This window comes from Rhodococcus sp. PvR044 (assembly GCF_040548995.1).
GTDB classification, from domain to species: domain Bacteria; phylum Actinomycetota; class Actinomycetes; order Mycobacteriales; family Mycobacteriaceae; genus Rhodococcus_G; species Rhodococcus_G oryzae.
The window spans coordinates 678,759-705,392 of record NZ_JBEPSX010000001.1 but is presented as its reverse complement, the minus strand read 5'-3'; the positions used below and the strand labels follow the sequence as shown (position 1 = coordinate 705,392).

General features: G+C 68.6%; 28 protein-coding genes. 13 read left to right on the top strand and 15 right to left on the bottom strand.

What is annotated here, in order from left to right:
* Window positions 1-10: 10 nt before the first annotated feature.
* The gene (locus ABIC28_RS03060; protein WP_097210584.1) at window positions 11-691 is read right to left on the bottom strand and encodes a ferritin-like fold-containing protein; all 681 of its coding nucleotides are present in this window, start codon (window positions 689-691) and stop codon (window positions 11-13) included.
* A 318-nt stretch (window positions 692-1,009) separates the two neighbouring features.
* On the opposite strand from ABIC28_RS03060, the gene ABIC28_RS03055 reads away from it, so the two are divergent.
* Both ABIC28_RS03055 and ABIC28_RS03050 read left to right on the top strand, forming a co-directional pair.
* Complete coding sequence (locus tag ABIC28_RS03055) at window positions 1,010-2,617, top strand: DEAD/DEAH box helicase (RefSeq protein ID WP_097210583.1); 1,608 nt, start codon at window positions 1,010-1,012, stop codon at window positions 2,615-2,617.
* A gap of 9 nt (window positions 2,618-2,626) precedes the next feature.
* Window positions 2,627-3,841, top strand: coding sequence for an Rv3212 family protein (locus ABIC28_RS03050; RefSeq protein ID WP_354577444.1), 1,215 nt, complete (start codon window positions 2,627-2,629; stop codon window positions 3,839-3,841).
* Between the two features lie 4 nt (window positions 3,842-3,845).
* On the opposite strand, the gene ABIC28_RS03045 is transcribed toward ABIC28_RS03050, so the two are convergent.
* The gene (locus ABIC28_RS03045; protein WP_077041046.1) at window positions 3,846-4,640 is read right to left on the bottom strand and encodes a ParA family protein; all 795 of its coding nucleotides are present in this window, start codon (window positions 4,638-4,640) and stop codon (window positions 3,846-3,848) included.
* A gap of 71 nt (window positions 4,641-4,711) precedes the next feature.
* Between ABIC28_RS03045 and ABIC28_RS03040 the strand changes: the two genes are divergently transcribed.
* Together ABIC28_RS03040 and ABIC28_RS03035 are read left to right on the top strand one after the other, a co-directional pair.
* Complete coding sequence (locus tag ABIC28_RS03040; RefSeq protein ID WP_097210581.1) at window positions 4,712-5,299, top strand: acid phosphatase; 588 nt, start codon at window positions 4,712-4,714, stop codon at window positions 5,297-5,299.
* 22 nt (window positions 5,300-5,321) lie between these two features.
* Window positions 5,322-5,795, top strand: a complete 474-nt coding sequence (locus ABIC28_RS03035) for a GNAT family N-acetyltransferase (protein ID WP_354577441.1) — start codon at window positions 5,322-5,324, stop codon at window positions 5,793-5,795.
* Window positions 5,796-5,798: 3 nt separating this feature from the next.
* On the opposite strand, the gene ABIC28_RS03030 is transcribed toward ABIC28_RS03035, so the two are convergent.
* Window positions 5,799-6,161: a hypothetical protein gene (locus tag ABIC28_RS03030; RefSeq protein WP_097210579.1), complete on the bottom strand. Its 363-nt coding sequence runs from the start codon at window positions 6,159-6,161 to the stop codon at window positions 5,799-5,801.
* 100 nt (window positions 6,162-6,261) lie between these two features.
* Here ABIC28_RS03030 and ABIC28_RS03025 point away from each other — a divergent pair, with 100 nt between their 5' ends.
* Window positions 6,262-7,218, top strand: coding sequence for a diacylglycerol/lipid kinase family protein (locus ABIC28_RS03025; protein ID WP_097210578.1), 957 nt, complete (start codon window positions 6,262-6,264; stop codon window positions 7,216-7,218).
* A 291-nt stretch (window positions 7,219-7,509) separates the two neighbouring features.
* Entirely contained in the window at window positions 7,510-7,764 is a 255-nt protein-coding gene (locus tag ABIC28_RS03020) for a WhiB family transcriptional regulator (protein ID WP_027500159.1), read from the top strand.
* A gap of 93 nt (window positions 7,765-7,857) precedes the next feature.
* Here the strand turns inward: ABIC28_RS03020 and ABIC28_RS03015 are convergent, their stop codons facing one another.
* Complete coding sequence (locus ABIC28_RS03015) at window positions 7,858-9,369, bottom strand: sensor histidine kinase (RefSeq protein WP_354577438.1); 1,512 nt, start codon at window positions 9,367-9,369, stop codon at window positions 7,858-7,860.
* Window positions 9,370-9,386: 17 nt separating this feature from the next.
* The gene (locus ABIC28_RS03010) at window positions 9,387-9,602 is read right to left on the bottom strand and encodes a biotin/lipoyl-binding carrier protein (protein WP_027500161.1); all 216 of its coding nucleotides are present in this window, start codon (window positions 9,600-9,602) and stop codon (window positions 9,387-9,389) included.
* A 94-nt stretch (window positions 9,603-9,696) separates the two neighbouring features.
* On the opposite strand from ABIC28_RS03010, the gene ABIC28_RS27230 reads away from it, so the two are divergent.
* Both ABIC28_RS27230 and ABIC28_RS03005 read left to right on the top strand, forming a co-directional pair.
* On the top strand, window positions 9,697-9,771 hold the full coding sequence (locus tag ABIC28_RS27230) for a 50S ribosomal protein bL37 (protein ID WP_115967926.1): 75 nt from the start codon (window positions 9,697-9,699) through the stop codon (window positions 9,769-9,771).
* A 224-nt stretch (window positions 9,772-9,995) separates the two neighbouring features.
* On the top strand, window positions 9,996-10,661 hold the full coding sequence (locus tag ABIC28_RS03005; RefSeq protein WP_097210576.1) for a hypothetical protein: 666 nt from the start codon (window positions 9,996-9,998) through the stop codon (window positions 10,659-10,661).
* Between the two features lie 67 nt (window positions 10,662-10,728).
* Here the strand turns inward: ABIC28_RS03005 and rsrA are convergent, their stop codons facing one another.
* Both rsrA and ABIC28_RS02995 read right to left on the bottom strand, forming a co-directional pair.
* Window positions 10,729-11,010 carry a mycothiol system anti-sigma-R factor gene (gene rsrA / locus ABIC28_RS03000; RefSeq protein WP_097210575.1) on the bottom strand — a complete coding sequence of 94 codons (282 nt, stop codon included), beginning with the start codon at window positions 11,008-11,010 and terminating at the stop codon, window positions 10,729-10,731.
* A complete protein-coding gene (locus ABIC28_RS02995; RefSeq protein WP_097210574.1) occupies window positions 11,007-11,681 on the bottom strand; it encodes a sigma-70 family RNA polymerase sigma factor in 675 nt (224 codons plus the stop codon). The genes rsrA and ABIC28_RS02995 overlap by 4 nt, the downstream gene beginning before the upstream one ends.
* Before the next feature lie 157 nt (window positions 11,682-11,838).
* On the opposite strand from ABIC28_RS02995, the gene ybaK reads away from it, so the two are divergent.
* Both ybaK and ABIC28_RS02985 read left to right on the top strand, forming a co-directional pair.
* The gene (gene ybaK / locus ABIC28_RS02990; protein ID WP_209928850.1) at window positions 11,839-12,333 is read left to right on the top strand and encodes a Cys-tRNA(Pro) deacylase; all 495 of its coding nucleotides are present in this window, start codon (window positions 11,839-11,841) and stop codon (window positions 12,331-12,333) included.
* 89 nt (window positions 12,334-12,422) lie between these two features.
* Window positions 12,423-13,436, top strand: a complete 1,014-nt coding sequence (locus ABIC28_RS02985) for an LLM class flavin-dependent oxidoreductase (RefSeq protein ID WP_209928849.1) — start codon at window positions 12,423-12,425, stop codon at window positions 13,434-13,436.
* On the opposite strand, the gene ABIC28_RS02980 is transcribed toward ABIC28_RS02985, so the two are convergent.
* Window positions 13,404-14,219 (bottom strand): SOS response-associated peptidase, encoded by an 816-nt coding sequence (locus ABIC28_RS02980; RefSeq protein WP_209928847.1) that lies wholly within the window; start codon window positions 14,217-14,219, stop codon window positions 13,404-13,406. The two genes, ABIC28_RS02985 and ABIC28_RS02980, sit on opposite strands and share 33 nt — an antisense overlap.
* A 38-nt stretch (window positions 14,220-14,257) precedes the next feature.
* On the opposite strand from ABIC28_RS02980, the gene aroA reads away from it, so the two are divergent.
* Window positions 14,258-15,568, top strand: coding sequence for a 3-phosphoshikimate 1-carboxyvinyltransferase (aroA, locus tag ABIC28_RS02975; RefSeq protein WP_209928846.1), 1,311 nt, complete (start codon window positions 14,258-14,260; stop codon window positions 15,566-15,568).
* Entirely contained in the window at window positions 15,565-16,575 is a 1,011-nt protein-coding gene (gene rsgA, locus ABIC28_RS02970) for a ribosome small subunit-dependent GTPase A (protein ID WP_179800472.1), read from the top strand. Before aroA ends, rsgA begins: the two co-directional genes overlap by 4 nt.
* A 340-nt stretch (window positions 16,576-16,915) precedes the next feature.
* Here the strand turns inward: rsgA and ABIC28_RS02965 are convergent, their stop codons facing one another.
* The 6 genes from ABIC28_RS02965 to ABIC28_RS02940 all read right to left on the bottom strand — a co-directional run bounded on the left by ABIC28_RS02965 (window position 16,916) and on the right by ABIC28_RS02940 (window position 23,089).
* Window positions 16,916-18,157: a fatty acid desaturase family protein gene (locus ABIC28_RS02965; RefSeq protein WP_209928844.1), complete on the bottom strand. Its 1,242-nt coding sequence runs from the start codon at window positions 18,155-18,157 to the stop codon at window positions 16,916-16,918.
* A gap of 110 nt (window positions 18,158-18,267) precedes the next feature.
* Window positions 18,268-19,494 carry a fatty acid desaturase family protein gene (locus ABIC28_RS02960; protein ID WP_097210567.1) on the bottom strand — a complete coding sequence of 409 codons (1,227 nt, stop codon included), beginning with the start codon at window positions 19,492-19,494 and terminating at the stop codon, window positions 18,268-18,270.
* 105 nt (window positions 19,495-19,599) lie between these two features.
* Window positions 19,600-20,715, bottom strand: coding sequence for a ferredoxin reductase (locus ABIC28_RS02955; RefSeq protein ID WP_077041033.1), 1,116 nt, complete (start codon window positions 20,713-20,715; stop codon window positions 19,600-19,602).
* A 74-nt stretch (window positions 20,716-20,789) separates the two neighbouring features.
* Window positions 20,790-21,296, bottom strand: a complete 507-nt coding sequence (locus ABIC28_RS02950) for a DUF6912 family protein (RefSeq protein WP_097210566.1) — start codon at window positions 21,294-21,296, stop codon at window positions 20,790-20,792.
* A 9-nt stretch (window positions 21,297-21,305) separates the two neighbouring features.
* Complete coding sequence (locus ABIC28_RS02945) at window positions 21,306-22,673, bottom strand: WS/DGAT/MGAT family O-acyltransferase (RefSeq protein ID WP_077041031.1); 1,368 nt, start codon at window positions 22,671-22,673, stop codon at window positions 21,306-21,308.
* Window positions 22,667-23,089 carry an HAD-IA family hydrolase gene (locus ABIC28_RS02940; RefSeq protein WP_097210565.1) on the bottom strand — a complete coding sequence of 141 codons (423 nt, stop codon included), beginning with the start codon at window positions 23,087-23,089 and terminating at the stop codon, window positions 22,667-22,669. The genes ABIC28_RS02945 and ABIC28_RS02940 overlap by 7 nt, the downstream gene beginning before the upstream one ends.
* Before the next feature lie 169 nt (window positions 23,090-23,258).
* Between ABIC28_RS02940 and ABIC28_RS02935 the strand changes: the two genes are divergently transcribed.
* A complete protein-coding gene (locus ABIC28_RS02935; protein WP_097210564.1) occupies window positions 23,259-23,765 on the top strand; it encodes an Rv3235 family protein in 507 nt (168 codons plus the stop codon).
* A 5-nt stretch (window positions 23,766-23,770) separates the two neighbouring features.
* Here the strand turns inward: ABIC28_RS02935 and secA are convergent, their stop codons facing one another.
* Window positions 23,771-26,563 (bottom strand): preprotein translocase subunit SecA, encoded by a 2,793-nt coding sequence (secA, locus tag ABIC28_RS02930; RefSeq protein WP_097210563.1) that lies wholly within the window; start codon window positions 26,561-26,563, stop codon window positions 23,771-23,773.
* Window positions 26,564-26,634 lie beyond the last annotated feature (71 nt).

The following is a 26,634-nucleotide window of genomic DNA, read 5'->3' as shown; positions in this document are numbered from 1 at the left end:
CGGACCGGCCTCACACGAGTCCGAGCACCGTCATCCGCTCGGAGTGCCGTTCCTGCATCCGGTCGAACATGGCAGCGATGCCGCTGAGGTCGCCGCTCGCGGTGATCACCAGCTCGGTCAGATCCTGGCGCTGAGCCATCACGTACTGCGCCTGGGTGATCGCCTCCCCCAGCAGCCGACGTCCCCACAGCATCAGCCGATCCTTGTCCTGCGTGCTCGAGCGGACCGCCGCACTGACCTCGTGCACCACGAACTCCGAGTGCCCGGTCTCGGCGAGCACCTCGCGCACGACGCCTGCGACCGACGGGTCGAGGGAGTCCGCGATCTCCAGGTAGAAGTCCGCGGCGATGCCGTCGCCCACGTACGCCTTGACCAGCGATTCCAACCAGGTCGAGGGGTGCGTGGAGGCGTGATAGTCGTCCAGCGCCGCCACGAACGGCTTCATCGCGGAGTACACGTCGTGCCCGCGTGCGGTCAACGCGGACTGGAGGGTCTCGAAGTGGCTCATCTCCGCGGCCGCCATGCTCGCCAGCGCGACCTTCCCCTGCAGGGTCGGCGACATCTGCGCGTCCTCCGCGAGGCGATAGAAAGCCGAGATCTCGCCGTACGCGAGAACGGCGAACAGTTCGCCCACTCCCGGATGATCGGCGGCGATGGCTGGCGTCAAAGAATCCGACGAATTGGCTCCCATGCGCACAGCCTAGACGTCGCGCGGCGCTCCTCGACCGGGGCCGCGCCAGGGCGGAGACGGTGAGATTGGCCATGCAAATACCGGCAGAGGCGGTCGCGCAAGCTACCATGGACGCGGGCAGCCGCCCGTAGCCCGAGCAAACGGGCCGACACAACCACGCGGCGACCCGCAGATAATGTGCGCGCACCTGATCTTGAAGTCCCTTCCCGCGCCGCGTCGAGATCCCCAGATTTCCGCGCTCAGGCAGCAGGAAGCGCGACTCACGGACGAGGGCACCGACATCGGCCGACAATCGGCCTGGCCCCACCTCGTGCGCGCGTGCCAACGAGGAAGGCCAGACCCCTGAGCAAGATCACGATCGACCATGAAGACGACGCGACCGAAACCACTCTCTCCGCCCAGCTCGACGAGACCCACACCGCCCCGACCTTCGCCGAACTCGGCGTCCGGGACGAGATCGTCCGGGCCCTCGCGGAAATCGGCATCGACCGCACCTTCGCCATCCAGGAGCTGACCCTGCCGCTCGCGCTGGCGGGCGACGACCTCATCGGCCAGGCCCGCACCGGCATGGGCAAGACCTTCGGATTCGGCGTCCCGCTGCTGCACCGCATCGCAACCGGCGACACCGGCACCGCGACGCTGGACGGCACCCCCCGCGCGCTGATCATCGTGCCGACCCGCGAGCTGTGCATCCAGGTCACCGAGGACCTGGTGAACGCGAGCAAGTTCCTCAAGGCAGGCAACCGCAAGCTCGAGGTGCTCTCGATCTACGGCGGACGCCCGTACGAGACCCAGATCGCCGCGCTGCAGAAGGGCGTCGACGTCGTCGTCGGCACCCCGGGCCGGCTGCTCGACCTTGCCAAGCAGGGCCACCTCATCCTCGGCAAGGTCGGAGTGCTCGTGCTGGACGAGGCCGACGAGATGCTCGACCTCGGCTTCCTGCCGGACATCGAGCGGATCCTCGGCATGGTCCCCGACAAGCGCCAGACGATGCTGTTCTCGGCCACCATGCCGGGACCGATCATCACCCTCGCGCGCACCTTCCTGACCCAGCCGACGCACATCCGCGCCGAGGAGCCGGAATCGTCGGCGGTGCACGACCGCACCAGCCAGCACATCTACCGGGCACACGCGCTGGACAAGGCCGAGATGGTTGCCCGCGTGCTGCAGGCCGAGGGTCGCGGCGCCACCATGATCTTCACGCGCACCAAGCGGACCGCGCAGAAGGTGGCCGACGATCTCGCCGAGCGCGGGTTCTCCGTCGGCGCAGTGCACGGCGACCTCGGCCAGGTGGCGCGAGAGAAGGGCCTCAAGGCCTTCCGCACCGGCAAGATCGATGTGCTGGTCGCCACCGACGTCGCGGCCCGCGGCATCGACATCGACGACGTCACCCACGTCATCAACTACCAGTGCCCCGAGGACGAGAAGACCTACGTGCACCGCATCGGCCGCACCGGTCGCGCGGGCCGCACCGGCATCGCGGTCACGCTGGTCGACTGGGACGACATCCCCCGCTGGCAGCTGATCGACAAGGCACTCGGACTCGGGATCCCTGACCCCGCCGAGACCTATTCCAGCTCCGAGCACCTGTACGCCGAGCTGAACATCCCGACCGACGCCAAGGGCACGATCAAGCGGGCCAGGCCCGAGCGCGCGACGGAGACCGGCGGCGACTCCGCCGACACCACCGGCACCGAGCGGAGCGAGAAGTCCGAGCGCCCGGCGCGCACGCGGTCCCCCCGCAAGCGCACCCGCGGCGGTCGCAGCACCACCGAAACCAACACCACCGCAGCGGTTTCCGACGCCCCGGCAACGGACACCACCGCACCCTCGGGCGACGGCACCGCGCCCGCGCGCCGTCGCAGGCGTCGGCGTAAGCCGGCGGCAGCGGCAGCCGCACCCTCCGTGGCCGTGGCCTCGGAGTAGCCCGCCGCCGTGGTCGCACCGGAGCGGCGCACGCGCGCCGACCTCATCGCCGCTGCCGCGATCGCGGTCGTCGTTTTGCTCGCCGCCGGTGTGATCTGGCTGCGCAGCGACGCCAGGGGCACCACCTCGATCACCGCGGAAACCCCTGCCACACCGGCAGATACGGCGCTGTCCATCCCGGAGAACGTCACCGAGATCTGGCGCGCCGACAGCGCATCGACCGGGCGTCCGGTCGTCGCGGGTGGCGCCGTGGTGACCGCGGAGGGCGGTGCGGTCATCGGTCGCGACCGTGACACGGGCACGCAGCTCTGGAACTACACCCGGGACCTGCCGCTGTGCGGGGTGATCGGGGCGTGGAACTCCGTCGTCTCGGTGTACCACGACGGTCGCGGCTGCGGCGCCGTCACCGAACTCGCAGGCGCGGACGGCGCCCGGGTGGCCCAGCGCAGCAGCGATGCCGACGACGCCGTGGTCCTGTCCGAGGACGGCACCTACGTGACCTCGCGCGGGATGGACCGGATGGAGCTGTGGCGTTCGGATCTGGTGCGCACCCTGGAATTCGGCCGCGTCGACGCGCCGGTGAACCCGAACACCCAGCCACGCTCGGGCTGCGAGCTGGTCTCGTCGGCGTCGAGCAGCACGCGGCTCGCGGTACTCGAGCGCTGCCAGGACGAGCCCGCCGACCGGCTCAGTGTGTTGAACCCCGCTCCCAAGGACAACACCGAACCCGACGAGTACGGCTCGAGCGTGCTCGCCGATCTCGACCCCGGCGTCACCGGTGCGAAGGTCCTCGCCGTCGCGGGTGACCGCACCGCCGTCTACCTGCCCGCCGGACCCTCGACGGGGGCCAGGGTCGGCGTCTTCGACGGCTCCGGCACGCCCATCGCCATGCACCCGGTACCGGCCGATGTCTCCGCCGATTCGAAGGTGGTCAAGGTCGGTTCGGTGTACTCGTGGTGGACGGGTTCACGGGTGATCGCCCTTGGCGCAACCGATTTCGTGCCCCGGTGGACCATCGAGGGGGCCATCGGCCCCGGCGCGCTGATGGCGGGCCAGATGCTGGTCCCCGTCGACGGTGCCATCGCCGTGCACGACCTGTCGACCGGAGCCGAGGTGCGTCGGATCGCCGTGTACCGCGCGGGCGAGCAGGCCCCGATCACCAGTGCGGTGGTCGGCACGGTGCTGCTCGAGCAGCGCGGGGACGACCTCGTCGCCCTGCGCTGAGGAGTCAGGCCGTGGGGCTGAAGGTCACCAGGTCCGCGCCGGTGTCCCAGTGCGCAACCAGTTGCTCGGCCAGCTCCCGGTAGGCGAGGGCGCCCTTGTTGCGCCTGCCCGCGAGGACCGTCGCCCCCGAGGCCGAGGCCTCTGCGAACCGCACCGTGCGCGGGATCGGCGGCGCCAGCACGGGCATCTCGTAGCGATCGGCCACGTCGGAGATCACGTCACGACTGTGCGTCGTGCGGGCGTCGTAGAGCGTCGGCAGCGCGCCGAGCAGGCGCAGGTCGGGGTTGGTGATCTGCTGCACCTCGCCGACGGTGCGGAGCAACTGTCCGACGCCGCGGTGCGCCAGCGTCTCGCACTGCAACGGCACCAGCACCGAGTCGGCCGCGGTCAGCCCGTTGAGGGTCAGGACGCCCAGCGACGGCGGGCAGTCGATCAGCACGATGTCGTAGTCGTTGTCCAGCGTCGCCAGCGCGCGCTTGAGCGCGAACTCCCGGCCAGGCCGCATCAGCAGCATCGCCTCAGCGCCTGCGAGGTCGATGGTCGCCGGCACCAGCGAGATGCCCTCCTCGGTGTCGAGGATCACCTCGCGCAACGCCGCCTCGCCGGTCAGCACCTCGTGCACCGACGATTCGACCCGATCCGGGTTGTGTCCCAACGAGAACGTCAGGCAGCCCTGAGGGTCCAGATCCACCACGAGCACCTTGCGCCCGAGACCCGCGAGCGCGGCCCCAAGCGAGGCAACCGTCGTGGTCTTGGCGACCCCACCCTTTTGATTCGCCACAGCGAGCACAGTTGTCACGGGGTGATCTTTGCGCACTTCGTCGGATGTGGCGAGCGGTCGGGCTCAGATCGTCCTGGCATCATGGCGGCATGAGCACCGCACGCCCCCGCATCGCCCTGGTCAGACACGGCGCAACGGAGTGGGCACTGAACGGCAGGCACACCGGCAGCACCGACATCCCGCTCACCGCGGCGGGAGAGGAGCAGGCACGGGAGGCCGGGCACCGGATCGCCCGGCTGGGGCTGCGGGACCCGCTGGTCCTGACCAGCCCGCGCAGCCGGGCCACCAGGACCGCGGAGCTGGCCGGACTCGAAAGGGCCACCGCCTGGGACGCGCTGGCGGAGTGGGACTACGGCCGGTACGAGGGCCTGACCACCCTCGAGATCCGCGAGAGCGTGCCGGGCTGGACCGTCTGGTCGCACCCGTGCCCGGGCGGGGAGAGCGCCGAGTCCGTGGCGGCCCGCGCCGATATGGTGCTGTCGACGGCGCTGTCACAGCTCGAGGAACGCGACGTGATCCTCGTCGGGCATGCACACTTCTCCCGCGCCCTGTTGGCCCGGTGGGCCGAGCTCCCGGTCACCGAGGGCAGGCGGTTCGCGATGGACCCGGCGGCGATCTCCGTGCTCGGCTTCGATCACGGTGTTCAGCAGATCAATTCACACAACGTCACCTGTTGACGCGATTCGAGAGAGAGCAATCATGATCCGGCGGGCCACCCCCGACGACGCCGCTGCCATCACCGGCCTGATCTACGACCTGGCCGACTACGAGAAGGCCAGGCACGAGTGCACCGTGACCGTCGAGCAGATCACCACCGCCCTGTTCGGCGAGAACCCGTCCGCCTTCTGCCACGTGGCCGAGGAGGCGGGAGACGTCATCGGATTGGCGCTGTGGTTCCGCAACTTCTCCACCTGGGACGGCGTCCACGGGATCTACCTGGAGGACCTCTTCGTCCTGCCCGAGCGGCGCGGCGCCGGCCACGGGAAAGCCCTGCTGGCCGCACTGGCCAAGGAATGCGCCGACAACGACTACAGCAGGCTCAGCTGGTCGGTGCTGAATTGGAACGCGCCGTCGATCGCGTTCTACGAGTCGCTCGGTGCGACCGCCCAGGAAGAGTGGACCACCTACCGCCTGTCCGGCGACGCCCTCGGCAGCCTCGCCGAGCAGGCGTAGCGGCTAGGAGGCCTCGTCGCCGTACTCGTCGGCCATCCACCGCGACGAGGGACTGCTGAAGAGCAACACCAGCGCGGCGACCGCGACCACCGCGAGCAACACCCCGTACGCCGGCTGGTGCGAGTCGGTCAGCAGCGACCAGGACACCGGGAGCAGCAACAGCTGGGCGACGACGGCGATCGTGCGACCCCATCGCCTGCCCGTGATCAGCGCGATGCCCGCGGCCAGGACCGCGCCACCGAGGATCGCAAACCACGCCGCGGTGCCGTATCCGCTGGTCGCGGTCTGATCGTGGCCGAGGAGGCCGCGGATCACGAGCACGATCGCGATGCCGACCGCGACGGTGCCCTGCAGGGTCACCAGCATTCCGGCCCAACGGACCGTGGCGGGCGGGCTGGGGCGTGTGGGCTGTTCTGGCACCGCGCCAGCCTATAGAACGCGAAGCTCCCCGCTAGGGTGGTGTCCTGTGCGCGCGCTGCTGATCGTCAACCCGAATGCCACCTCGACGACCCCCGCGGCGCGTGATCTGCTCGCGCACGCCGTGTCGAGCCGAGTCCAGGTGCGGGTCGCGCACACCACCCACCGCGGTCACGCGGGCGAGCTCGCCCGGCGCGCTGCCCTCGAGGGCATCGGCCTGATCGTCGTGCACGGCGGCGACGGAACCGTGAACGAGGTCATCAACGGGCTGCTCGGCGCGCCCCGGCCGGATTCCATGAGCGAGGTCCCGATCGGACCCATCCCGCTCATCGCGGTGGTCCCCGGCGGCTCGGCCAACGTGTTCGCCCGCTCGCTCGGTATCAGCGCGGATCCCGTGGCGGCGACCAATCAGCTCATCGAGCTACTCGCCCTGCGTCAGAACAGGCGGATCGGACTCGCCCATTGCGATAACCGCTGGTTCACCTTCAATGCCGGCATGGGCCTCGACGCCCAGGTGTGCGAGGCGATCGATGCGAGCCGCGGCAACGGCCACCCGGCGACGCCGTCGCGCTACGTCCGGAGCGCGGTCCGCGCCTTCTTCCGCAATCGGGGCACCGAACCGACACTGACCGTCCAGGTACCCGGCCACGACCCCGTCGAGGGCGTGCACTACGCCTTCGTGTCGAACTCCAGCCCGTGGACGTACCTGAACGACCGTCCCGTCCGGATCAACCCCGAGACCACGTTCAGCACCGGCCTCGGCGTCTTCGCGATGCGGACGATGAGCGTCCCCAAGACACTGAAGTTGGTCCGGCAACTCCTCACGCCCGGCGCACAACCCAAGGCGCGCAACCTCTTTCGGGTCGACGACGTACCGACGATCCTGATCCGCTCGAGCACACCGATCGCTCTGCAAATGGACGGCGACTACATCGGCATGCGCACCGAGGTCGAGTTCGTCTCGGTCCCCGACGCGATCTCGGTCGTGGCGCCCAGCGGCGTCTGACGACTCGGCCCATCCCTCTGTCGCCACACTGCGCGATCCTCCCCAACATGAGAAAATGCCAAGAAATCCTACGGGACTAGTGCAATCTCGCCGCAACCGGGGTAGAAAGTAGCCCAGACCACATAGGGCAACCTAACAGAGTGAGTTACCCCACGAAGCGGTCTGATTCCATTGACATCCCGCTAGTTCGTGAAAGCATTCACAAGCAACAGCGCGGAAACATTTCACACAATGCGCATGAACTCAGCGATACGAAATGGTGCAGAACGCACCCGGTTAAGGAGCAGAAGGATGGACTGGCGCCACAACGCAATTTGTCGGGATGAAGACCCGGAATTGTTCTTTCCCGTGGGCAACAGCGGTCCGGCCATCGCCCAGATCGCAGACGCCAAGCTGGTGTGCAACCGGTGCCCCGTCACCGCCGATTGCCTGTCCTGGGCACTCGAGTCCGGCCAGGATGCAGGCGTCTGGGGCGGCATGAGCGAGGACGAGCGCCGCGCCCTCAAGCGTCGCAACGCGCGCACCCGCGCCCGCACCACGGTCTAGCAACACAGCACCGTACGAACGGGCCCGGCACCATGATGGTGCCGGGCCTCAGTCGTTTCTGGGGGTCGACCGTTTCTGGGGGCGGATCCGCGACTACACGCGGTTCGCGCGGCGCCCGAGCGGCACCCGCAGAGCGGCGTCGGTTCCGCCGCCTTCCGCGGGATGCAGCCCGAGCGAACCGCCCAACTCGGCGGATACCAGGGTCCGGACGATCTGCAGGCCGAGTCGATCGGACCGCTCCAGGCTGAAGCCGGGCGGCAGGCCGCTGCCGTCGTCGTGGATCACCACGTCCAGCCAGCGCGCGGACCGCTCCGCGCGCAGCGTCACGGTGCCGGGCTCTCCCGGCTCGAAGGCGTGCTCGATCGCGTTCTGCACCAGCTCGGTCAGCACCATGACCAGCGGGGTGGCCCGTTCGGCCGGGAAGACACCCAGGCTCCCCTCGCGACGGATCTGGACCGCGCTGCCCACCATGGCGACGTCGGCCATGATCGGCACAAGGCGATCGACCACCTCGTCGAGGTTGACCTCCTCGTCCACCGACATGGACAGGGTGTCGTGGACGAGCGCGATCGAGGTCACCCGGCGCACCGATTCGCTCAGCGCCTGACGCGCCTCGTCGTTGTTGGTGCGCCTGGCCTGCAGCCGCAGCAGCGCGGCGACGGTCTGCAGGTTGTTTTTCACCCGGTGGTGGATCTCCCGGATGGTCGCGTCCTTGCTCAGCAGCGCGCGGTCGCGGCGCTTGACCTCGGTGACATCGCGGATCAGCACCGCCGCGCCCGCGGGCTGGCCGCCCGGCCGCAGCACCAGGGTGCGCAACAGCACCGTGGCCCCGCGCGCCTCCACCTCCATCCGCTTGCCCGCCTTGCCCGCGAGCGCGGCCCTGATGTCGTTCGCCACGTCCTGGGAGTCGAACGGGTCGGTGACCAGCGTCCTGGTCACCGAGGCCAGGTCGCTGCCCGTCAGGGTCGTGGTCGTCAGACCCATCCGGTGGTAAGCCGAGAGCGCGTTCGGGCTGGCGTAGACGACGGTCCCGTCGGAGTCGAGCCGGATGAAGCCGTCGCCCGCGCGCGGGCTGGAGAGGATCTCGCTGTGTTCTTCCGGCGTCGGGAAGGTGCCCTCGCTGATCATCTGACACAGATCCGCGGCGCAGTCGAGGTACGCGACCTCGAGCGGGCTGGACTGCCGATGCTGGGTGGGGTTGGTGTCGCGGCTGAGGACGGCGATCACGTCCCCCGCGCAGCGGACGGGGATCGCCTCGCGGCGTACCGGCGTCCCCTCGCCGGGCGGGCCGTCCTTAACCCGCACGATCCGCCACTCCGTCAGCGCCTGGCGTACGTGCGGGTGCTCGGCGTCCGAGACCACGGTGCCGACGGCGTCCTCGGCGAACGCGGTGGGGGCGGTGGTCGGACGGCACTGCGCGACGCAGACCACCTCACCGTGGCCGGCGACCTCCGGGTTGCCGCTGTCCGCGCCCACCCACAGCAATACGTCGGCGAACGACAGGTCGGCGAGCAGCTGCCACTCCCCGACCACCCGCTGCAGGTGGTCGACCGCGCTGCCCGGCAGGTCGGTGTGTTCGGCGAGCAGGTCACTGAGGGTGGACATCGATCAGGGTGTGGCGGTCAGGAGATGACGGCGATGAGGTCGCCCTGCTGGATGACGTCGCCGACCGTGACATCCACCGAGGTCACGCGGCCGTTCACCTCGGCGATCACCGGGATCTCCATCTTCATCGACTCCAGGATCACGAGGGTGTCACCCTCCTTCACCTCGTCACCTTCGGCGACAACCACCTGGAAGACGGTGGAAACCATCTCGGCACGCACGTCTTCTGCCATCGAGCACCTCGCTTGTCTAGACCTGCCAATGGAAGTACAGCCAACCACACGTGGAAGAATGTCCCGGAGCGAGATCAGAGGGAAGGAGACAACCATGGGTAAGCGTGGTCGCAAGAAGCGCAGCCGCAAGGGCAACAAGGCCAACCACGGCAAGCGTCCAAACAGCTGACGCGCCGTAGGCGAAGCCTCACGAGGGCCGGGACATACTGTGTCCCGGCCCTCGTTGCGTCTCATAGGCACTGAGGAATCAATCCTCCGAAATATCGTTATACACAACAGTTTTCACAATCTCCGACGGAACTGGGCGGCCGTCCATACGATGACCGCACGCGGCCGGGGCACGCTCTGAGCACTCCCCCAACGCGACCTGACATCGCCTGAGATCGGAGATCCGTGTCCCGCCCCACCACCATCACCCGGCGCGTCGCGACCATCGTCGCCACCACAGCCCTGGTCGTATCCGGTCTGGTCGCCGGCGTCGGCACCGCAGGCGCCATCGGCTCCTCGGACCTCGGCATCGGCTTGCCCAACCACCCCGAGCTGATCCCCACCGCAATACGCACCGCGGAGAACGTATCGGTCACCCGGGAGGTCATCGGCCCCAACGCCGGCTATGCGGGCGACAAGATCACCTTCAGGACCACGATCTCCGCTACGGCGGGGCCGGCACGGCAGGTCACCAGAATCATCGACCGCGCACAGCTCATGTTCTACGTCCCGAACACGGCGAAACTCACTTACACCAGCGCAAACGGCACCCGCACCACCGAGGCGGTGACACCGACCTACGTCAAGGCGACACATGACGGCCTCAACCTGACCGATCAGGGGGGAATGGAAGTATCGAGCGCTGGGTGGCCGATCTCCGTCGAATCCGGCGCCACCGTGGTCTTCGAGATCACCTACCAGTGGATCGATTTCCGAGGCAGGCCCTCCATGGAGGATGGCGTGGCCTACACCGGTGTGGGAATCGACGTCACCGGGCTGGACACGCTGGACTGGCCCAAGATGACCACGTCCTTCGGCAGTCTCCACAAGGGCGGCCCCTTCGGGAGCTGACCTCACCGAATCGATCGACGACGAGGGCCGCCCGGGAACTCCCGGGCGGCCCTCGTCGCGCGTATGCCTACTGTCCGGGGTCGACCCGCGTGATGATCGTCGTGCTGCGCAGCTGGATCTTGAGCCGCTCCCGCAGCCCGTCCGGCGCGTGCTCGCCGCCGCACTTGCGGTTCACCAGGGACTTGACCTTCTCCTCGATGCCATAGGCCTCGAAGCAGGATCCGCAGTCCTCCATGTGCCGCTTCAGCCGGGCGCGCGTCGTCTCGTCGCACTCGTTGTCGAGCATCAGCCACACGTCCGCGATCACCGCGGAGCAGTCCAACCGCTCGAACTCGTCCTGCTCGCTCACCGGGTCGCCTCCTGCTCCTGCGCCGCCGCCGACGCCGCGGCGCCGCTCCGGTTGAATCCACGTTCTCGTGCCACGTCGGCCAGCAGCCCACGCAGCTGCTTGCGCCCGCGATGCAGGCGGGACATCACGGTACCGATGGGCGTGCCCATGATCTCCGCGATCTCCTTGTAGGGGAAGCCCTCGACGTCGGCGTAGTACACCGCCATCCGGAACTCCTCAGGCAGCTCCTGCAGGGCCGCCTTGATGTCGTCGTCGGGCAGGGCGTCGAGCGCCTCCACCTCCGCGGACCGCAGGCCCTGCGAGGTGTGCTCGGCGGTGGCCGCGAGCTGCCAGTCGGTGATCTCGTCCGTCGGGTACTGCGCAGGCTGACGCTGCTTCTTGCGGTACGAGTTGATGTAGGTGTTGGTCAGGATCCGGTACATCCAGGCCTTGAGGTTCGTGCCCTCCTTGAAGGAGCGGAACGCCGAATAGGCCTTGATGTAGGTCTCCTGGACCAGGTCCTCCGCGTCGGCCGGGTTGCGGGTCATCCGCAGCGCCGCGCCGTAGAGCTGATCCAGCAGCGGCAGCGCATCGCGCTCGAACCGCGCGGTCAGATCGCCGCCCGACTCGTCCTGCGGTGGCTGATCGTTCTCGGGCCGGTCGTCAGGCACGCTGATCCCTTCGCTCGCCATAGGGATCAAGGCTACCGCTACCCGGTCGAGGGGACTGCGGTCAGCGGGGCGCTCGAGGCACTGCACCGACACCTACGACTCCTTTCGAGAGGGACCAACGTGCTGGGTGTAACGCCGGTCCACAGCGTTGTGTTCCCGGCTCACTAGAGTCGGCGCCATGGCCGGTACCTCGACCCCCGCGACCCAGGCGCTCTCCAAGGGCAAGATCGCGCACCGCGTGCACAGCTACGAGCACGACTCCGCCAACGCCTCCTACGGGGCAGAGGCGGTGGACGCACTGGCCGGGCAGCTCGGACTCGAGCCGGCGCAGATCCTCAAGACCCTGGTGATCAAGACCTCGGACGGCAAGCTGGCGGTCGCCGTGCTCCCGGTCCCCGAGAAGCTCTCCCTCAAGGCCGCGGCTGCCGCACTGGGGTCGAGCAAGGCGGTCATGGCCGAGCAGGCCGAGGCGCAGCGGTCCACCGGCTACGTGCTCGGCGGCATCTCCCCGCTCGGTCAGCGCAAGCGGCTGCCGACCGTGATCGACGCCTCCGCCGCGAACTGGGACCGGGTGCTGTGCAGCGCGGGCAGGCGCGGGCTGGAGATCGACCTGGACCCGGCCGACCTGGTCCGGCTGACCGGTGCGGTGCTCGCCCCGATCACCGCGGGCTGACCAGAAATACTCGGGCCCCGGCGACGGTTGCACCACGAGGCGCTCATCCCGCCGACGACAGTCATCTCCCGAACAAAGGCGGCACCACCGTGACGGTTCCACTCTCCATCCTCGATCTGGCGCACATCGGCGAGGGCGAGAGCGCAGGCGACAGTTTCCGGTCGAGCGTGGAGATGGCGCAGCGCGCCGAGCAGTGGGGCTACCGGCGGATCTGGTACGCCGAGCACCACAACATGCCGTCCATCGCCTCCTCGGCCACCAGCGTGCTGATCGCTCACATCGCGGCGCACACGCAGCGGATCCGCCTCGGCGCAGGCGGCATCATGCTGCCCAACCACGCGCCGCTGACCATCGCCGAACAGTTCGGCACCCTCGCCGAACTGCACCCCGGCCGGATCGACCTCGGGCTCGGCCGCGCACCGGGCAGCGACCAGAAGACCATGCGGGCGCTGCGCCGCGACCCCGCGTCCGCGGAGTCGTTCCCGCAGGACGTGCTGGAGCTGCAGGGCTACCTGACCGGTCCGTCGCGGATCCCGGGGATCGAGGCGACGCCGGGCAAGGGCACGAACGTGCCGCTGTACGTCCTCGGTTCGTCCCTGTTCGGCGCCAAACTCGCCGCCGCGCTTGGACTTCCGTACGCATTCGCATCGCACTTCGCCCCCAACGCGCTGCTCGACGCCCTCGCGATCTACCGCCGCGAGTTCCGCCCCTCGGCCCAGCTCTCCCAGCCCTACGTGATCGCCGCCGTCAACGTCATCGCGGCGGACACCCAGGACGAGGCGGACCGGCTGTTCCTCGAGACCAAGCGCAAGCGGGTCGGGCTGTTCGTCGGTCGGGGACGGACCTTCACCCCCGACGAGGCGGACATGATCCTCGAATCCCCCGCCGGCCAACAGGTGCTGCAGATGGTGCGGTACTCGGCCGTCGGGACGCTCACCGTGGTGCGTGAGTACCTGGACCGATTCGGTGAGGAGACCGCCGCCGACGAGCTGATGGTCGTCTCCTCGGCGACCGACCGCGCGGCCTGGCTGCGCTCGCTCGAGCTGGTGGCCGAGGTCAGCGACCTGTCCTCACAGCAGGGTGATCTGCTCGCCGACCGCTGACCCCGGCGCCCCGACCGGCGCGATCAGCTCCGGACCGTCGTTCCTGACGCTGTTCACCCGATCCGACACCCGCCGGATCTCGATGCCCGCCGCGACCGCCTCGTCGATCGGGTCCAACAGGTCGTCGGGTGCGTCCGCGTCCGGGTCGAGCCAGCTCTGCCACCGATCGGGCGTGAGGATCAGCGGCATCCGGTCGTGGATCGACTGCAGCGAGCCGACGGAGTCCGTGGTCAGGATCGTGACGCTGAGCAGTGGTGGGCCGTCGGCGTCCCGGTCCCGCCACACCGACCAGAGGCCGGCCGCGTACATCCGGGAGCCGTCGGTCGGGGTCATGAAGTACGGCACCTTCACAGCCTTGCCCTTCGCCGCCGGTTCCGTCAGCCACTCGTACCAGCCGTCCATCGGCACCAGGGCGCGCTTGGTCTTCAGCGCCGTGCGGAAGGCGGGCTTGGTTGCGGCGGTGTCCGCGCGGGCATTGAACAGCGGCGCGCCCTTCGCAGGACGGCTGACATTGCCCGAGGCTGCGCCCGAGGAGCTCGGTGCCGCCGCCTTGGTCCATGGCGGGATCAGGCCCCACCGCATCCGCCGGATACGACGGGTCGGAGTGTCGTCCGGGTGCTCGTGCGAGTGCCTGCTCACCACGGCGAGCACCGGGTCGGTCGGTGCCACGTTGTAGCTCTCGGCCGGCTCGCGCGCACCCCCGGGACCGGACGTCTCGTCGATCGCATCCAACTCGACCGCGAGCAGCGCCGGGTCGACCGTCGTCGCATATCTGCCGCACATACGACCATTGTGTCTCGCACCACCGACACTCTGGGAAGATGGTGCACGTGAGTCTGTGGAGAGCACCCGTCGCCGCATCGCCCGTGCATGCGTCCGTGACCCTGCCCGGGTCCAAGTCGATCACCAACAGGGCGCTGATCCTGGCCGCGCTCGCCTCCGGTCCGTCGACGATCACCGGCGCGCTGCGCAGCCGCGACACCGACCTGATGATCGACGCCCTGCGCGCCCTCGGCGTGCGGATCGACGACGGCGACGAGCCCACCACCCTGCGCGTGACCCCCGGGCCCCTTGGCTCCGCCGCCGTCGACTGCGGCCTGGCGGGCACCGTGATGCGGTTCCTGCCGCCGCTCGCAGCGCTGTCCGACGGCACCGTCGAGTTCGACGGCGACGAGCAGGCCCGCACCCGGCCCCTGAACACCATCCTCGACGCGCTGCGCGGTCTCGGCGTCGACATCGACGGCGACGGCCTGCCCTTCACCGTGAACGGGCACGGCAAGGTCTCGGGGGGCGTCGTGACCATCGATGCCTCGGGTTCGTCCCAGTTCGTCTCCGGGCTCCTGCTCTCCGCCGCGCGCTTCGACGACGGCATCACCGTGCGCCACGAGGGCCGTTCGGTGCCCTCGATGCCGCACATCGACATGACCGTGGAGATGCTCCGGGAGGCGGGGGTTCTGGTCCAGACCCCCCGCGACGGCGGCGACGCCGACACCTGGCGCGTGTCCCCCGGGCCCGTCGACGCGGTCGACTGGGTGATCGAGCCCGACCTGTCCAATGCCACCGCGTTTCTCGCCGCGGCCGCGGTGACCGGCGGCTCGGTCAGCGTGCCGCTGTGGCCGGACCGCACCACGCAGCCGGGCGACGCCATCCGCGGCATCCTCACCGAGATGGGCGCCGAAGTGTCGCTGGCGAATTCGACGCTGACCGTGCGCGGGCCGCGTAGCCTTCGTGGCATCGACGTTGACCTGCACGACATCGGCGAACTCACCCCCACCGTCGCGGCCCTGGCCGCCCTGGCGGACGGGCCGTCAACGCTGCGCGGGATCGCCCACCTGCGCGGTCACGAGACCGACCGCCTCGCCGCCCTGCGGACCGAGATCAACAATCTCGGCGGTGCCGTCACCGAGACCGAGGACGGGCTGCACATCGAGCCGCGCCCGCTGCACGGGGGCGCGTGGCACTCCTACGCCGACCACCGGATGGCGACCGCGGGAGCGATCCTGGGCCTGGTGGCGCCGGGCGTGGAGATCGAGGACATCGGCACCACGGCCAAGACCCTGCCCGGATTCGAGAACCTGTGGGCGACGATGTTGAACCAAAGCAGCGCCGACCAGACCGGAGCGCCCTCCTGACTGCGCGCCGGTACGACGAGTCCGATGTCCGGGTCCGCCCGGGCAAGGGTTCGCGTCCGCGCACCAAGACCAGGCCGGAACACAAGGGCGCCGAGACGGCGATGGTCGTCTCCGTGGATCGCGGGCGATGGGGTTGCGTCCTCGGCGACGATCCGGACCGCCTGGTGGTCGCCATGCGCGCTCGCGAGCTCGGCCGGACGCCCATCGTGGTTGGCGACCAGGTGGGCGTGGTCGGCGACGTCTCCGGCCGCACCGACACGCTGGCCCGCATCGTGCGCGTCGAGGAGCGCTCGACGGTGTTGCGGCGGACGGCCGACGACACCGATCCGTTCGAGCGGATCGTGGTGGCCAACGCCTCCCAGCTGCTGATCGTGGTCGCCCTGGCTGACCCGCCGCCCCGCACCGGATTCGTCGAGCGGGCTCTCGTCGCCGCCTACGTCGGTGGGCTGGCGCCGATCCTCTGCCTGACCAAGGGCGATCTGGCCGACCACGCGGAGTTCGCCGCCGCCTTCGCCGATCTGGACGTGCCGGTGATCCTCGCCGGCCAGGACGATCCGCTCGGACCGGTCAAGGACGCGCTCGCCGGAAAGGTCACCGCACTGATCGGCCACTCGGGCGTCGGGAAGTCGACCCTCGTCAATCGCCTTGTGCCCGATGCCGATCGGGCCACCGGCGTGGTCTCCGGCGTCGGCAAGGGTCGGCACACCTCGACCCAGTCGGTGGCCCTGCCGCTGCCCGATGCCACGGGGAGCGGACGCTCCGGTGGCTGGGTGGTCGACACGCCAGGAATCCGCTCGTTCGGCCTGGCACACATCTCGCCCGACGACGTGCTCGGCGCGTTCACCGACCTGGCGGCAGCCATCGAGGACTGCCCGCGCGGCTGCAGCCACCTGGGCCCGCCCGCCGACCCCGAGTGCGCGCTGGACCGCCTCGAGGGCGAGGCCGCCCGCCGGGTCGCCGCCGTGCGATTGCTGCTGGTTGCGCTCAATTCCAACGAGGCCTGGTAACGGTTTCGTCACCGGACAAGGTCACGGTCGGGTCAACTCCCCCGTGAAATCCCATGTTTGTAGTAATCGTGTTTTTACACTGTTTGGGCTCGACCTGATTCGAATCACTTCAAGGTCAAGACACACCGGGATCACCCGATCTCACCGTCACGACACAAGGAGTTTCAGATGGGTAGTGCAGAAGTCATCCTCGCCGCCGGATCGTCCATCATCGGCGACATCCAGAGCATTTTCGGAACGTTGCTCGACACCGGCTCGGCATTGGTCGGGTCCTAGCAAAGCAAAGTGACGTGAGTGCCCCGTCACCGCGGGGCACTCACGTCACCTTCCACAGATCAGTTCAGCGGGAGAACAGTCCCCGCACGGTCCTGCGCTTCTTCGCCTCACGGATGGCGGTGCGCAGACCGCGACTACGGCCGGTGACCGGATCCACCGTCAGCACCGCCTTGGTCCCCTCCCACTTGCGCTCCGAGGCGGTCTCCGGCGCATCGTCGGTGGTGTCGCGCAGGTACTGGTTGGGCAGTGACAGCTTGGCGATCGTCCGCCAGGCCTTCGCGTACTGAACCAGCAGGGGGCCAGTGGTGTAGGGCAGGTCGTACTTGTCGCAGAGCGCCCGCACCCGCACCGCGATCTCGGCGTACCGGTTCGACGGCAGGTCGGGGAAGATGTGGTGCTCGATCTGGTAGCTGAGGTTGCCGGTCATGAAGTCCATCACCGGGCCGCCGCTGATGTTGGCGCTGCCGAGCATCTGCCGCAGGTACCACTGGGCCTGGGTCTCGTTGTCGACATCGTCCTTGGTGAACTTCTCGGCGCCGTCCGGGAAGTGTCCACAGAAGATCACCGCGTTGGTCCACACGTTCCTGATCATGTTCGCGGTCAGGTTCGCGGTCATCGTCGACTTCCACGCCTTGCCGGTCAGGGCAGGGAACAGGACGTAGTCCTTGGCGAGCTGCTTGCCGACCTTCTCACTGACCTCGCGCAGCTTGCGCTTGGTCTCGGCGCGGTCGTCGCGTCCCATGGCGACCTTGCCCAGCTCGACGTGTTGCGCGGCGATGCCGAACTCGAAGAACAAGGCCAGCACGGTGTTGTACGCGATGTTGCCTGCGTTGAACGGCTTCCATCGCTGGTCCCGCGTGACACGGAGCAGGCCGTATCCCACGTCGTCGTCCATGCCGAGGATGTTGGTGTACTTGTGGTGCAGGTAGTTGTGCGTCTGCTTCCAGTGCGCCGACGGCCCGACGACGTCCCACTCCCAGGTGCTCGAGTGCACCTCGGGATCGTTCATCCAGTCCCACTGGCCGTGCATGACGTTGTGGCCGAGCTCCATGTTCTCGATGATCTTCGCCGTGCCGAGCAGTCCGGCGCCCAGCAGCCACAACGGGCGCTTTCGGCTGCCGAACAGGACGGCCCGGCCCGCGACCTCGAGGCCGCGCTGCAGGCGGATGGTGTTGCGCAGGTAGCGGGCATCCCGCTCGCCGCGCGACTCCTCGATGTCGCGGCGGATCGCGTCCAGCTCGATACCGAGCGCTTCCACATCCGCCTCGGTAAGGTGCGCGTATTCCTTGACGTCCGCAATCGCCATTCCGGCTCTCCCCGCAGTCGATCAGTTCCCTTGGTTCCGACCTACCGTACCGTAAGTTACGGCTGCGTAGGTTACCTGGACCGAGGTGTGATCCAACTCACGGGGAGAGCTCAGCGACGACGCTGGCGGAGCTCGCGCAGCGCCGACCTCAGGCCGCTGCGCCTGCCGGTGACCGGGTCGACCCGAAGCGGATTCAGCGATCCCTCCGAGCGGAACTTGCGCTCCGAACTGGTCTCCGGCGCGTCGTCGGAAGTGGCCGTCAGGAACCGGTCCGGCAGGGCCAGCTTGTGAATCGTCCTGAGCGCCAACAGGTACTGGCGCGCCAACGAGCCCGTCGTGTACGGCAGGTCGTACTTGTCGCACAACGCCTGCACCCGGACCGACACCTCACGGAGCCGATTGCTCGGCAGATCCGGGAACAGGTGGTGCTCGATCTGGAAGCTGAGGTTGCCGCTCATGAACGCCATCACCCGGCCCGCCTTGAAGTTGGCGCTGCCGAGCATCTGCCGCAGGTACCACTCGGGCTTCGTCTCGTTGCGGTACTGCTCGACGGTGAACTTCTCCGCCCCGTCCGGGAAATGCCCGCAGAAGATCACCGCGTACGCCCACAGATTCCTGGCGAGGTTGGCGGTCGCGTTCGCGGTCAGCGTGTGCTTCCACGCCGGACCGGTCAGCGCCGGGAACAGCACGAAGTCCTTCGCGACCTGCTTGGCGGCCTTCGCGTAGAACTCCCGATTCAGCTGGGCGACGTTGGCGCCGCCGCGCTTGAGGTCCTCGGCCTTGGCGCTCCCCAAGTCGTGCATCGCGATGCCCCACTCGAAGGTGGTCGCGAGCAGCACGTTCGCCGCGGGCTGCATCAGGTTGATCGGCCGCCACGGCTCATCGCGGGTCATCCGGAGGATCCCGAATCCCACGTCATGGTCCATCCCGACGATATTGGTGTACGTGTGGTGCGAGTAGTTGTGCGCGCGCTTCCACTGCGACGTCGGACCGGTCATGTCCCACTCCCACGTGGTGGAGTGGATCTCCGGATCGTTCATCCAGTCCCACTGGCCGTGCACCACGTTGTGGCCGAGCTCCATGTTCTCGATGCACTTGGCAAGGGCCAGCATGGTGGTGCCCGCAAACCAAGCCGGCCGGTACTTGCTGCCGAACAGGGTCAGCCGGCCGCCGACCTCGAGGACGCGCTGGAGCCGGATGACATTGCGGATGTACCGCGCATCGCGCTCACCGCGCGAATCCTCGATGTCGCGGCGGATCTCGTCGAGCTCGCGCCCGAGCGCCTCGATGTCGGCTTCGGTGAGGTGTGAGAATTCTTTGATGTCCGTGATGGCCATCAGGGCCCTCCGATGGGGATAGATAGATTGCCTGCGGAGGCCCCCGCGGCGTATCCGATACCGACAACGATAGCCGACATCCGTGAACTCGAGATGACGAAGAACCTAGAGGTCAAAGGTGCAGTCACCAGCAGCCGAGGCGATGCATGTCTGCACCCGCTCGCCCTCGCCGTGTTCGCGCCCGGACCGCAGATCCCGGGTGTGACCGGCGACGAGGGGAACCACACAGGTCTGGCAGATTCCCATCCGGCACCCGAACGGCATCTGGACCCCGACCTTCTCTCCGGCCTCGAGCAGGGTGGTCGCGCCGTCGATCTCGATGCTGCGGCCCGTCTTGGTGAAGGTCACCGTGCCGCCCTGCCCGGCGTCGTCCGCGCGCGAGATCGCGAACCGCTCGGTATGAAGCCGGTCGGCGAGACCCTCCTCCTGCCAGACGCGTTCGATCTCGTCGAGCATCGGCGTCGGCCCGCACGCCCAGGTCTGCCGCTCGCGCCAATCCGGGTACAGCGCGTCGAGGTCCGCCAGCCGGAACCGGCCACCGGTCCTGGTGTGCTGGACCTGGGAGACGAAATTGGGATGCGACTCGTGCAGCGCCGACAACTCCTCGCCGAACATCACGTCCTCGGCGGTCGGCGCGGAATGCACGTGCACCACGTCCGGCAGCTCGTCTCGGCGGACCATCGCGCGCAGCATCGCCATCACGGGGGTGATGCCGCTGCCCGCGGTGAGGAAGAGGATCTTCTCCGGCGGCGGCTCCGGGAGCGCGAAGTTGCCCTGCGGCGCGGCCAGCCGGATCACGGTCCCCGAGGGCACGCCGTTGATCAGGTGGCTCGACAGCTTGCCCTCCGGCATCGCCTTGACCGCGATCGAGATCCGCTTCTTCTCCCAGTTCGGCGGGGAGGTCAGCGAGTACGACCGCCAGTGGAATCGTCCGTCCACGAGCAGTCCGATGCCGATGTACTGGCCCGGCTGGTAGTCGAAGTCGAAGCCCCACCCGGGCTTGATCACGAGGGTTGCCGAGTCCGCGGTCTCCTTGCGGACCTCGATGACCTTGCCGCGCAGCTCGCGCGCCGACCACAGCGGGTTCGCCAGGTGCAGGAAGTCGTCCGGCAGCAGGGGCGTCGTCACCCGCGTCACCGCTCCGCGCAGCATGTTCAGCTTCGGCCGGCGGGGCGCCGAGATATCGGCAGCAGGCGCCTCGAGCCAGTTCCTCAAACCCATCAACAATCCATCCACTCGCGTAGGTTACGGAACCGTAGGTTACCTACACGCGTGCCCTGCTGTCACGCGGACCGTCACAACAGATCGAGTAAGAATGCGAGCTCCTGGGTGGCATACCAGGCCAACTCGTGATCCTCGGCGTCACCGAGCACGAACTCGGCGTCCGCATCACCCAGATCGGCCGCGTCGATCGCCTCGACCGCCTTGGCGATCGCCGGCTCCGCCTCCGCGAGATCGACATGGACCGACGCGACCTCGGCGAGGGTCACCGGCGCCGCCAACCGGACCACGGCGTCGTCGAGATCGGGCCGCAGCTTCACCTCGTCCACGTCGGCGGCGATGACCGCGCGGCGCTGGTTGCTCGCGACGCCCTCGTCATCGTCCTCGGCGGCCAGCAGTCGCAGCGAGGCACGTGCCGCCTCCGTCATCGCGACCTCGGCCAGCTCATCGTCGTCGCCGGAGGCGTACGCCTCGCGCAGCGCCGGGGTGACCGCGAACGCGGTGCGGCTCACCGGATCGAACTCCTGGTCCGCGACCAACCTCTGCAACATCGCGATGGTCGCCGGGATGTAGACCCTCATGCGTAATCCTTATGTAGTGGCATCCAACAGCTCCTCGAGCGACTCGTACAGAAGCGCCGTCACCACATCCACGTCGGACATCGCATCGCGGTCGGCATTCAAACCGTAGTAGACGTGGCCGTTATATGACGTCAGGCCGACACTGAGCGTCTGATTCTTCAGCAACGGCGACACCGGATACATCTCGAGAACCTTCGCCCCGCCCAGGTACAGCGGGGACTGCGGGCCGGGCGCATTGGTGATCATCAGGTTGAACACCCGTTGCGAGAGCCCACTGGCCACCCGCAGGCCCATCGCGTGCAGGGTCGCAGGCGCGAGACCGGACATCCGGGCCAGCGGCAGCGCGGCCGACCTGTTCTGCTTCGTGTGTGCCTCGGTGGCGTGCGCGATGTGCGAGAGCCGCACCACGGGGTTCAGCTCCCCCACCGGCAGGTCGACAAGGAACGAGGACACCCCGCGCTCGGCGACCCCGGAATCGACCGCCATCGGCACCAGCGCACGCACCGTGGTGAACGCGGTGACCGGCTCGCCACGGGACAGCAACCAGTTCCGCAGCGCCCCGGTCAGCACCGCCAGGATCGCGTCGTTGACCGTGCACGAGTACTTGTCACGGACGGCCCGGTAGTCCGCAAGGGACGTCTTCGCGACCGCGAATCGCCGGTTCCGGGAGATCGGCGCGTTCAGCGGGCTGGTGGGCGCCGTGTGCGCGGCGGTCCGGACCACCGCGGCGATGTTGCCTGCCACCTCGGCCGCCGTCCCGATCAGGTCGCCGACCGCCATCCGGAGGGTGGCCGCACCCTCGCTCGGGCGCGCGACCATCTCCGCGACGGCGTCGAGCACCAGCTCCGCCTCGCGCGGTTCGCGACGCGGCATCCACAGTTCCTCGATCGGCGGCGGCGGCGTCTTCGTCGGGTCGAGCAGCACCTGGCCGATCTCGAGCGCGTGCTCGCCGTCCACCAGCGAGGAGTGCGATTTGGTGAAGATCGCCACCCGGTTCTTGGACAGCCCCTCCACGAGGTACATCTCCCACAGCGGCCGGGACCGGTCCAGCGGTCGCGAGGTCAGTCGCGCCACCAGGTCGTGCAACTGCTCGTCGGACCCCGGCTTCGGCAGGGCCGAACGCCGAACGTGATAGGTGATGTCGAAGTCCCTGTCGTCCACCCAAACCGGACGGGCGAGGCCGAACGCCACCTCCCGCACCCGCTGCCGATATCGCGGCACCAGCGCGAGCCGGTTCTCGACGCGGGTCAGCAGGTCCTCGTAGTCGAGACCCGACCGCGGCGGCTGCAGGATCGACAGCGAACCGAGATGCATCGGGGTGTTGCTCGCCTCGAGGAAATAGAACGACGCGTCGAGAGTGGTCAACCTGTTCACCATTGCACCGGCACCCCCTGCCCGAGATCGAAGAGTATCCGCAGTTCCTTTGCCGTGGTCTCCGCGTCCACGTGGTGTACCCCGACCATCCCAGACTCGGCGGCGCCGCGGACGTTGACCGCGAGGTCGTCCACGAACACGCAGTCCACCGGTGCCAGTCCGAGACGATCCGCGGTCAACCGGTAGATCCGAGGGTCGGGCTTGGCCATTCCGACGTCGCCGGAGAGCACCACCTCGTCGACCAGAACCCCGTTGCCGAGCCCGCGCAGGTCCGCGCCCGCAGGCCCGCCGGGATCGTTGCTGAGGATGGCCGAGCGGACCCCGACCGCGCGCAGTGCCCCGATGATCGCGGTCAGTCCCGCGCGGTCCGAGCCCGGCCCGGCCAGCACGCCGCCGAAGTCCACCACCAACCCTTGCATCCGCCCACCCTATGGCTCCGGGAACATCCGCGCGCGACGAGGTTCGCGAGAACCCGCGCGCCGCTTCCTGATCCGTGCGATCCTTCAGTCCGTCCGGCCTCTCCTCGGACTCGGCACCGCTGCCCGGCGACTCGTCACGAGCCGCCCGTCGAGACAGGAGACGTCCCTCATGCGTGACACCCACAGGTTCTTGACCCAGGCCCCTCGATGCGAACCGCCCATTGCGGGCCGGACGGAGCCTCGAGCGGCCGCACACCGCGCTCCGACCCGCTCGCCGCACAGCGGTCGATCCCCCGTCAGCGGCCGCGGTCACGGGAGGCCACCGGCCGAGGCCGTCGCCATCGACCCCGACGCGCAACGGTTCGCCGAGCACGCCCTCCGGCTGACGCTCGAGGTACTCGACCGTCGGCGTCCCCCCGCGCAACTGCGGCCGCTGCTGGCGCCGGCGCTGGTCGGGCTCGTCGGCACGCTGGCCCAGCGACCCCTGCCCGCCCGAGGGCTCGGCGTCGCCTGCCTGGGCCGCGTACATCTGCGACCGAGCGGTGCCGACTCCGCCGAGGTGTTCGGCAGCTACTCGCGCGGGCCGCGGATGTTCGCCGTCGCGGCCCGCCTCGAACGCACGCCAGCCGCCCTCGGATGGGGCGGCTGGCGTGTCACATCACTTCAGGTCGGCTGAGGCCGTCACTTCTTGCGCTTGGACCGTCCGGCCTGTCGGCGCTCGCGTCGGGAACCCTCGCCGGCACCCGCGGCGGTCCGGCGGACCTGAGCGTTGCCGTCCTCGGCGGGACCCGAGTAGGTCAGCCTGGTCTCCTCCGACGCATCGAGCCCCTTGGCACGCAGCGCGGCAGGCGCGGCAGGGGCCGCGGGAGCGGGCTCCTCGGTCGGCAGCACGGCGGGCGCCTGACGCGCCGCGGTGGCGGCGGCCGTCCAACCCGAGTGCTCCGGTTCGGCCGCGGGCGCGGCCTCGACCTGAAGGTTGAACAGGAATCCGACCGACTCCTCCTTCAGCCCCTCCAGCATTGCGGTGAACATGTCGAAGCCCTCGCGCTGGTATTCGACCAGCGGGTCACGCTGGGCCATCGCCCGCAGGCCGATGCCCTCCTTGAGGTAGTCCATCTCGTAGAGGTGCTCACGCCACTTGCGGTCGAGAACCGACAGCAGCACGCGACGCTCGAGTTCACGCATCCCGTTCTCGCCTGCGATCTCGTCGATCTGTCGCTCGCGCGCGTCGTAGGCCGCCCGCACGTCCGCCAGCAGCGCCTCGCGCAGTTCCTCGCGGGTGAGATCGCCGCGCTCGCCGATCTCGGTCTCGCCGGTCAGCTCCTTGTGGTCGATGCCGACCGGGTACAGCGTCTTGAGCGCCGTCCACAGCTGCTCGAGGTCCCAATCCTCCACATAGCCCTCAGCAGTGGCGCCGTCGACGTAGGCGGTGACCACGTCGGTGATCATGCCCTCGACCTGGCCCTCCATGTCCTCGCCCTCGAGGATCTGGCGACGCTCGGCGTAGATGACCGTGCGCTGCTGGTTCATCACCTCGTCGTACTTCAGGACGTTCTTGCGGATCTCGAAGTTCTGCTGCTCTACCTGCGTCTGCGCGCTCTTGATGGCCTTGGAGACCATCTTCGCCTCGATCGGCACGTCGTCGGGAAGGTTGAGGCGCGTCATGATCGACTCCAGCGCGGCACCGTTGAACCGTCGCATCAGCTCGTCGCCGAGCGACAGGTAGAAGCGGGACTCGCCCGGGTCGCCCTGGCGGCCGGAACGGCCTCGGAGCTGGTTGTCGATGCGGCGCGACTCGTGCCGCTCGGTGCCGAGCACGTACAGTCCGCCGGCCTCGCGCACATCCTCCGCGTCGGCCTTGACCTGGGCCTTGACCTCCTCGAGGGCGGGCTCCCACGCGGCCTCGTACTCGTCGGGGGTCTCGACCGGGTCCAGCCCCTGCTTGCGCAGATGCAGGTCGGCGAGGATGTCGGGGTTTCCGCCCAGCACGACGTCGGTGCCACGGCCGGCCATGTTGGTGGCCACGGTGACCGCACCGGTGCGGCCGGCCTCGGCGACGATGGTCGCCTCCTGCTCATGGAACTTCGCGTTGAGGACGCTGTGCGCGACGCCGCGCTTGGTGAACTGCTTCGACAGGTACTCGGAGCGCTCGACGCTGGTGGTACCGATGAGGACCGGCTGGCCCTTCGCGTGGCGCTCGGCGACATCGTCTACGACGGCGGCGAACTTCGCCTCCTCGGTCTTGTAGATCAGGTCGCCCTGGTCGACTCGGACCATCGGACGGTTCGTCGGGATCGGGATCACGCCGAGGCCGTAGGTCTGGTGCAACTCGGCGGCTTCCGTCTCGGCCGTACCGGTCATGCCCGAGAGCTTGTCGTAGAGACGGAAGTAGTTCTGCAGGGTGATCGTGGCGAGCGTCTGGTTCTCGGCCTTGATCTCGACCTTTTCCTTGGCCTCGATGGCCTGGTGCATGCCCTCGTTGTAGCGGCGTCCGACCAGGATGCGTCCGGTGAACTCGTCGACGATGATGACCTCGCCGTCGCGGACGATGTAGTCCTTGTCCTTCTGGTAGAGCTCCTTGGCCTTGACGGCGTTGTTCAGGTAGCTGACCAGCGGCGAGTTCGCGGCCTCGTAGAGGTTGTCGATGCCGAGCTGATCCTCGACGAGTTCGACGCCCGCCTCGTGCACGCCGACAGTGCGCTTCTTGATGTCGACCTCGTAGTGCACATCGCGCTTGAGCAGCGGCGCGATGCGGGCGAACTCGCCGTACCACTTGCTGGAGGCGTCGGCCGGGCCGGAGATGATCAGCGGCGTGCGGGCCTCGTCGATGAGGATCGAGTCGACCTCGTCGACGATGGCGAAGTTGTGGCCGCGCTGCACCAGGTCGTCGAGGCTGTGCGTCATGTTGTCGCGCAGGTAGTCGAAGCCGAACTCGTTGTTGGTGCCGTAGGTGATGTCGGCCGCGTACGCCGAGCGCCGCTCGGCCGGGGTCATCCCCGACAGGATCACGCTGGTGTCGAGTCCGAGGAAGCGGTGCACACGGCCCATCCACTCGGAGTCGCGCTTGGCCAGGTAGTCGTTGACCGTGACCACGTGCACGCCGTCGCCCGCGATCGCGTTGAGGTAGGCCGGGAGCACACAGGTGAGGGTCTTGCCCTCACCGGTCTTCATCTCGGCGACGTTCCCGAAGTGCAGCGCCGCGCCGCCCATGACCTGGACGGTGTAGTGCTTCTGGCCGAGCACCCGCCAGGAAGCCTCCCGTGCCGCGGCGAACGCCTCGGGCAGCAGCTCGTCGAGGGTCTCCCCGCGGGCGTACCGCTCCCGGAACTCCGCAGTCTTCGCGTGGAGTTCGGCGTCGGACAGGGCCTCCACGTCGGGCGAGAGGGTGGATACGTGCTCGGCGATGTGCTTGAGCCGCTTGACCATGCGACCTTCACCAACACGGAGCAGCTTCGAAAGCGACAACGACGGCACGGGCTTAAACGTCCTCAATCCTCGGCGGGCAGGTGGTGTACATGGTGGAGCCGGTCGGGAGAGTTCTCTCC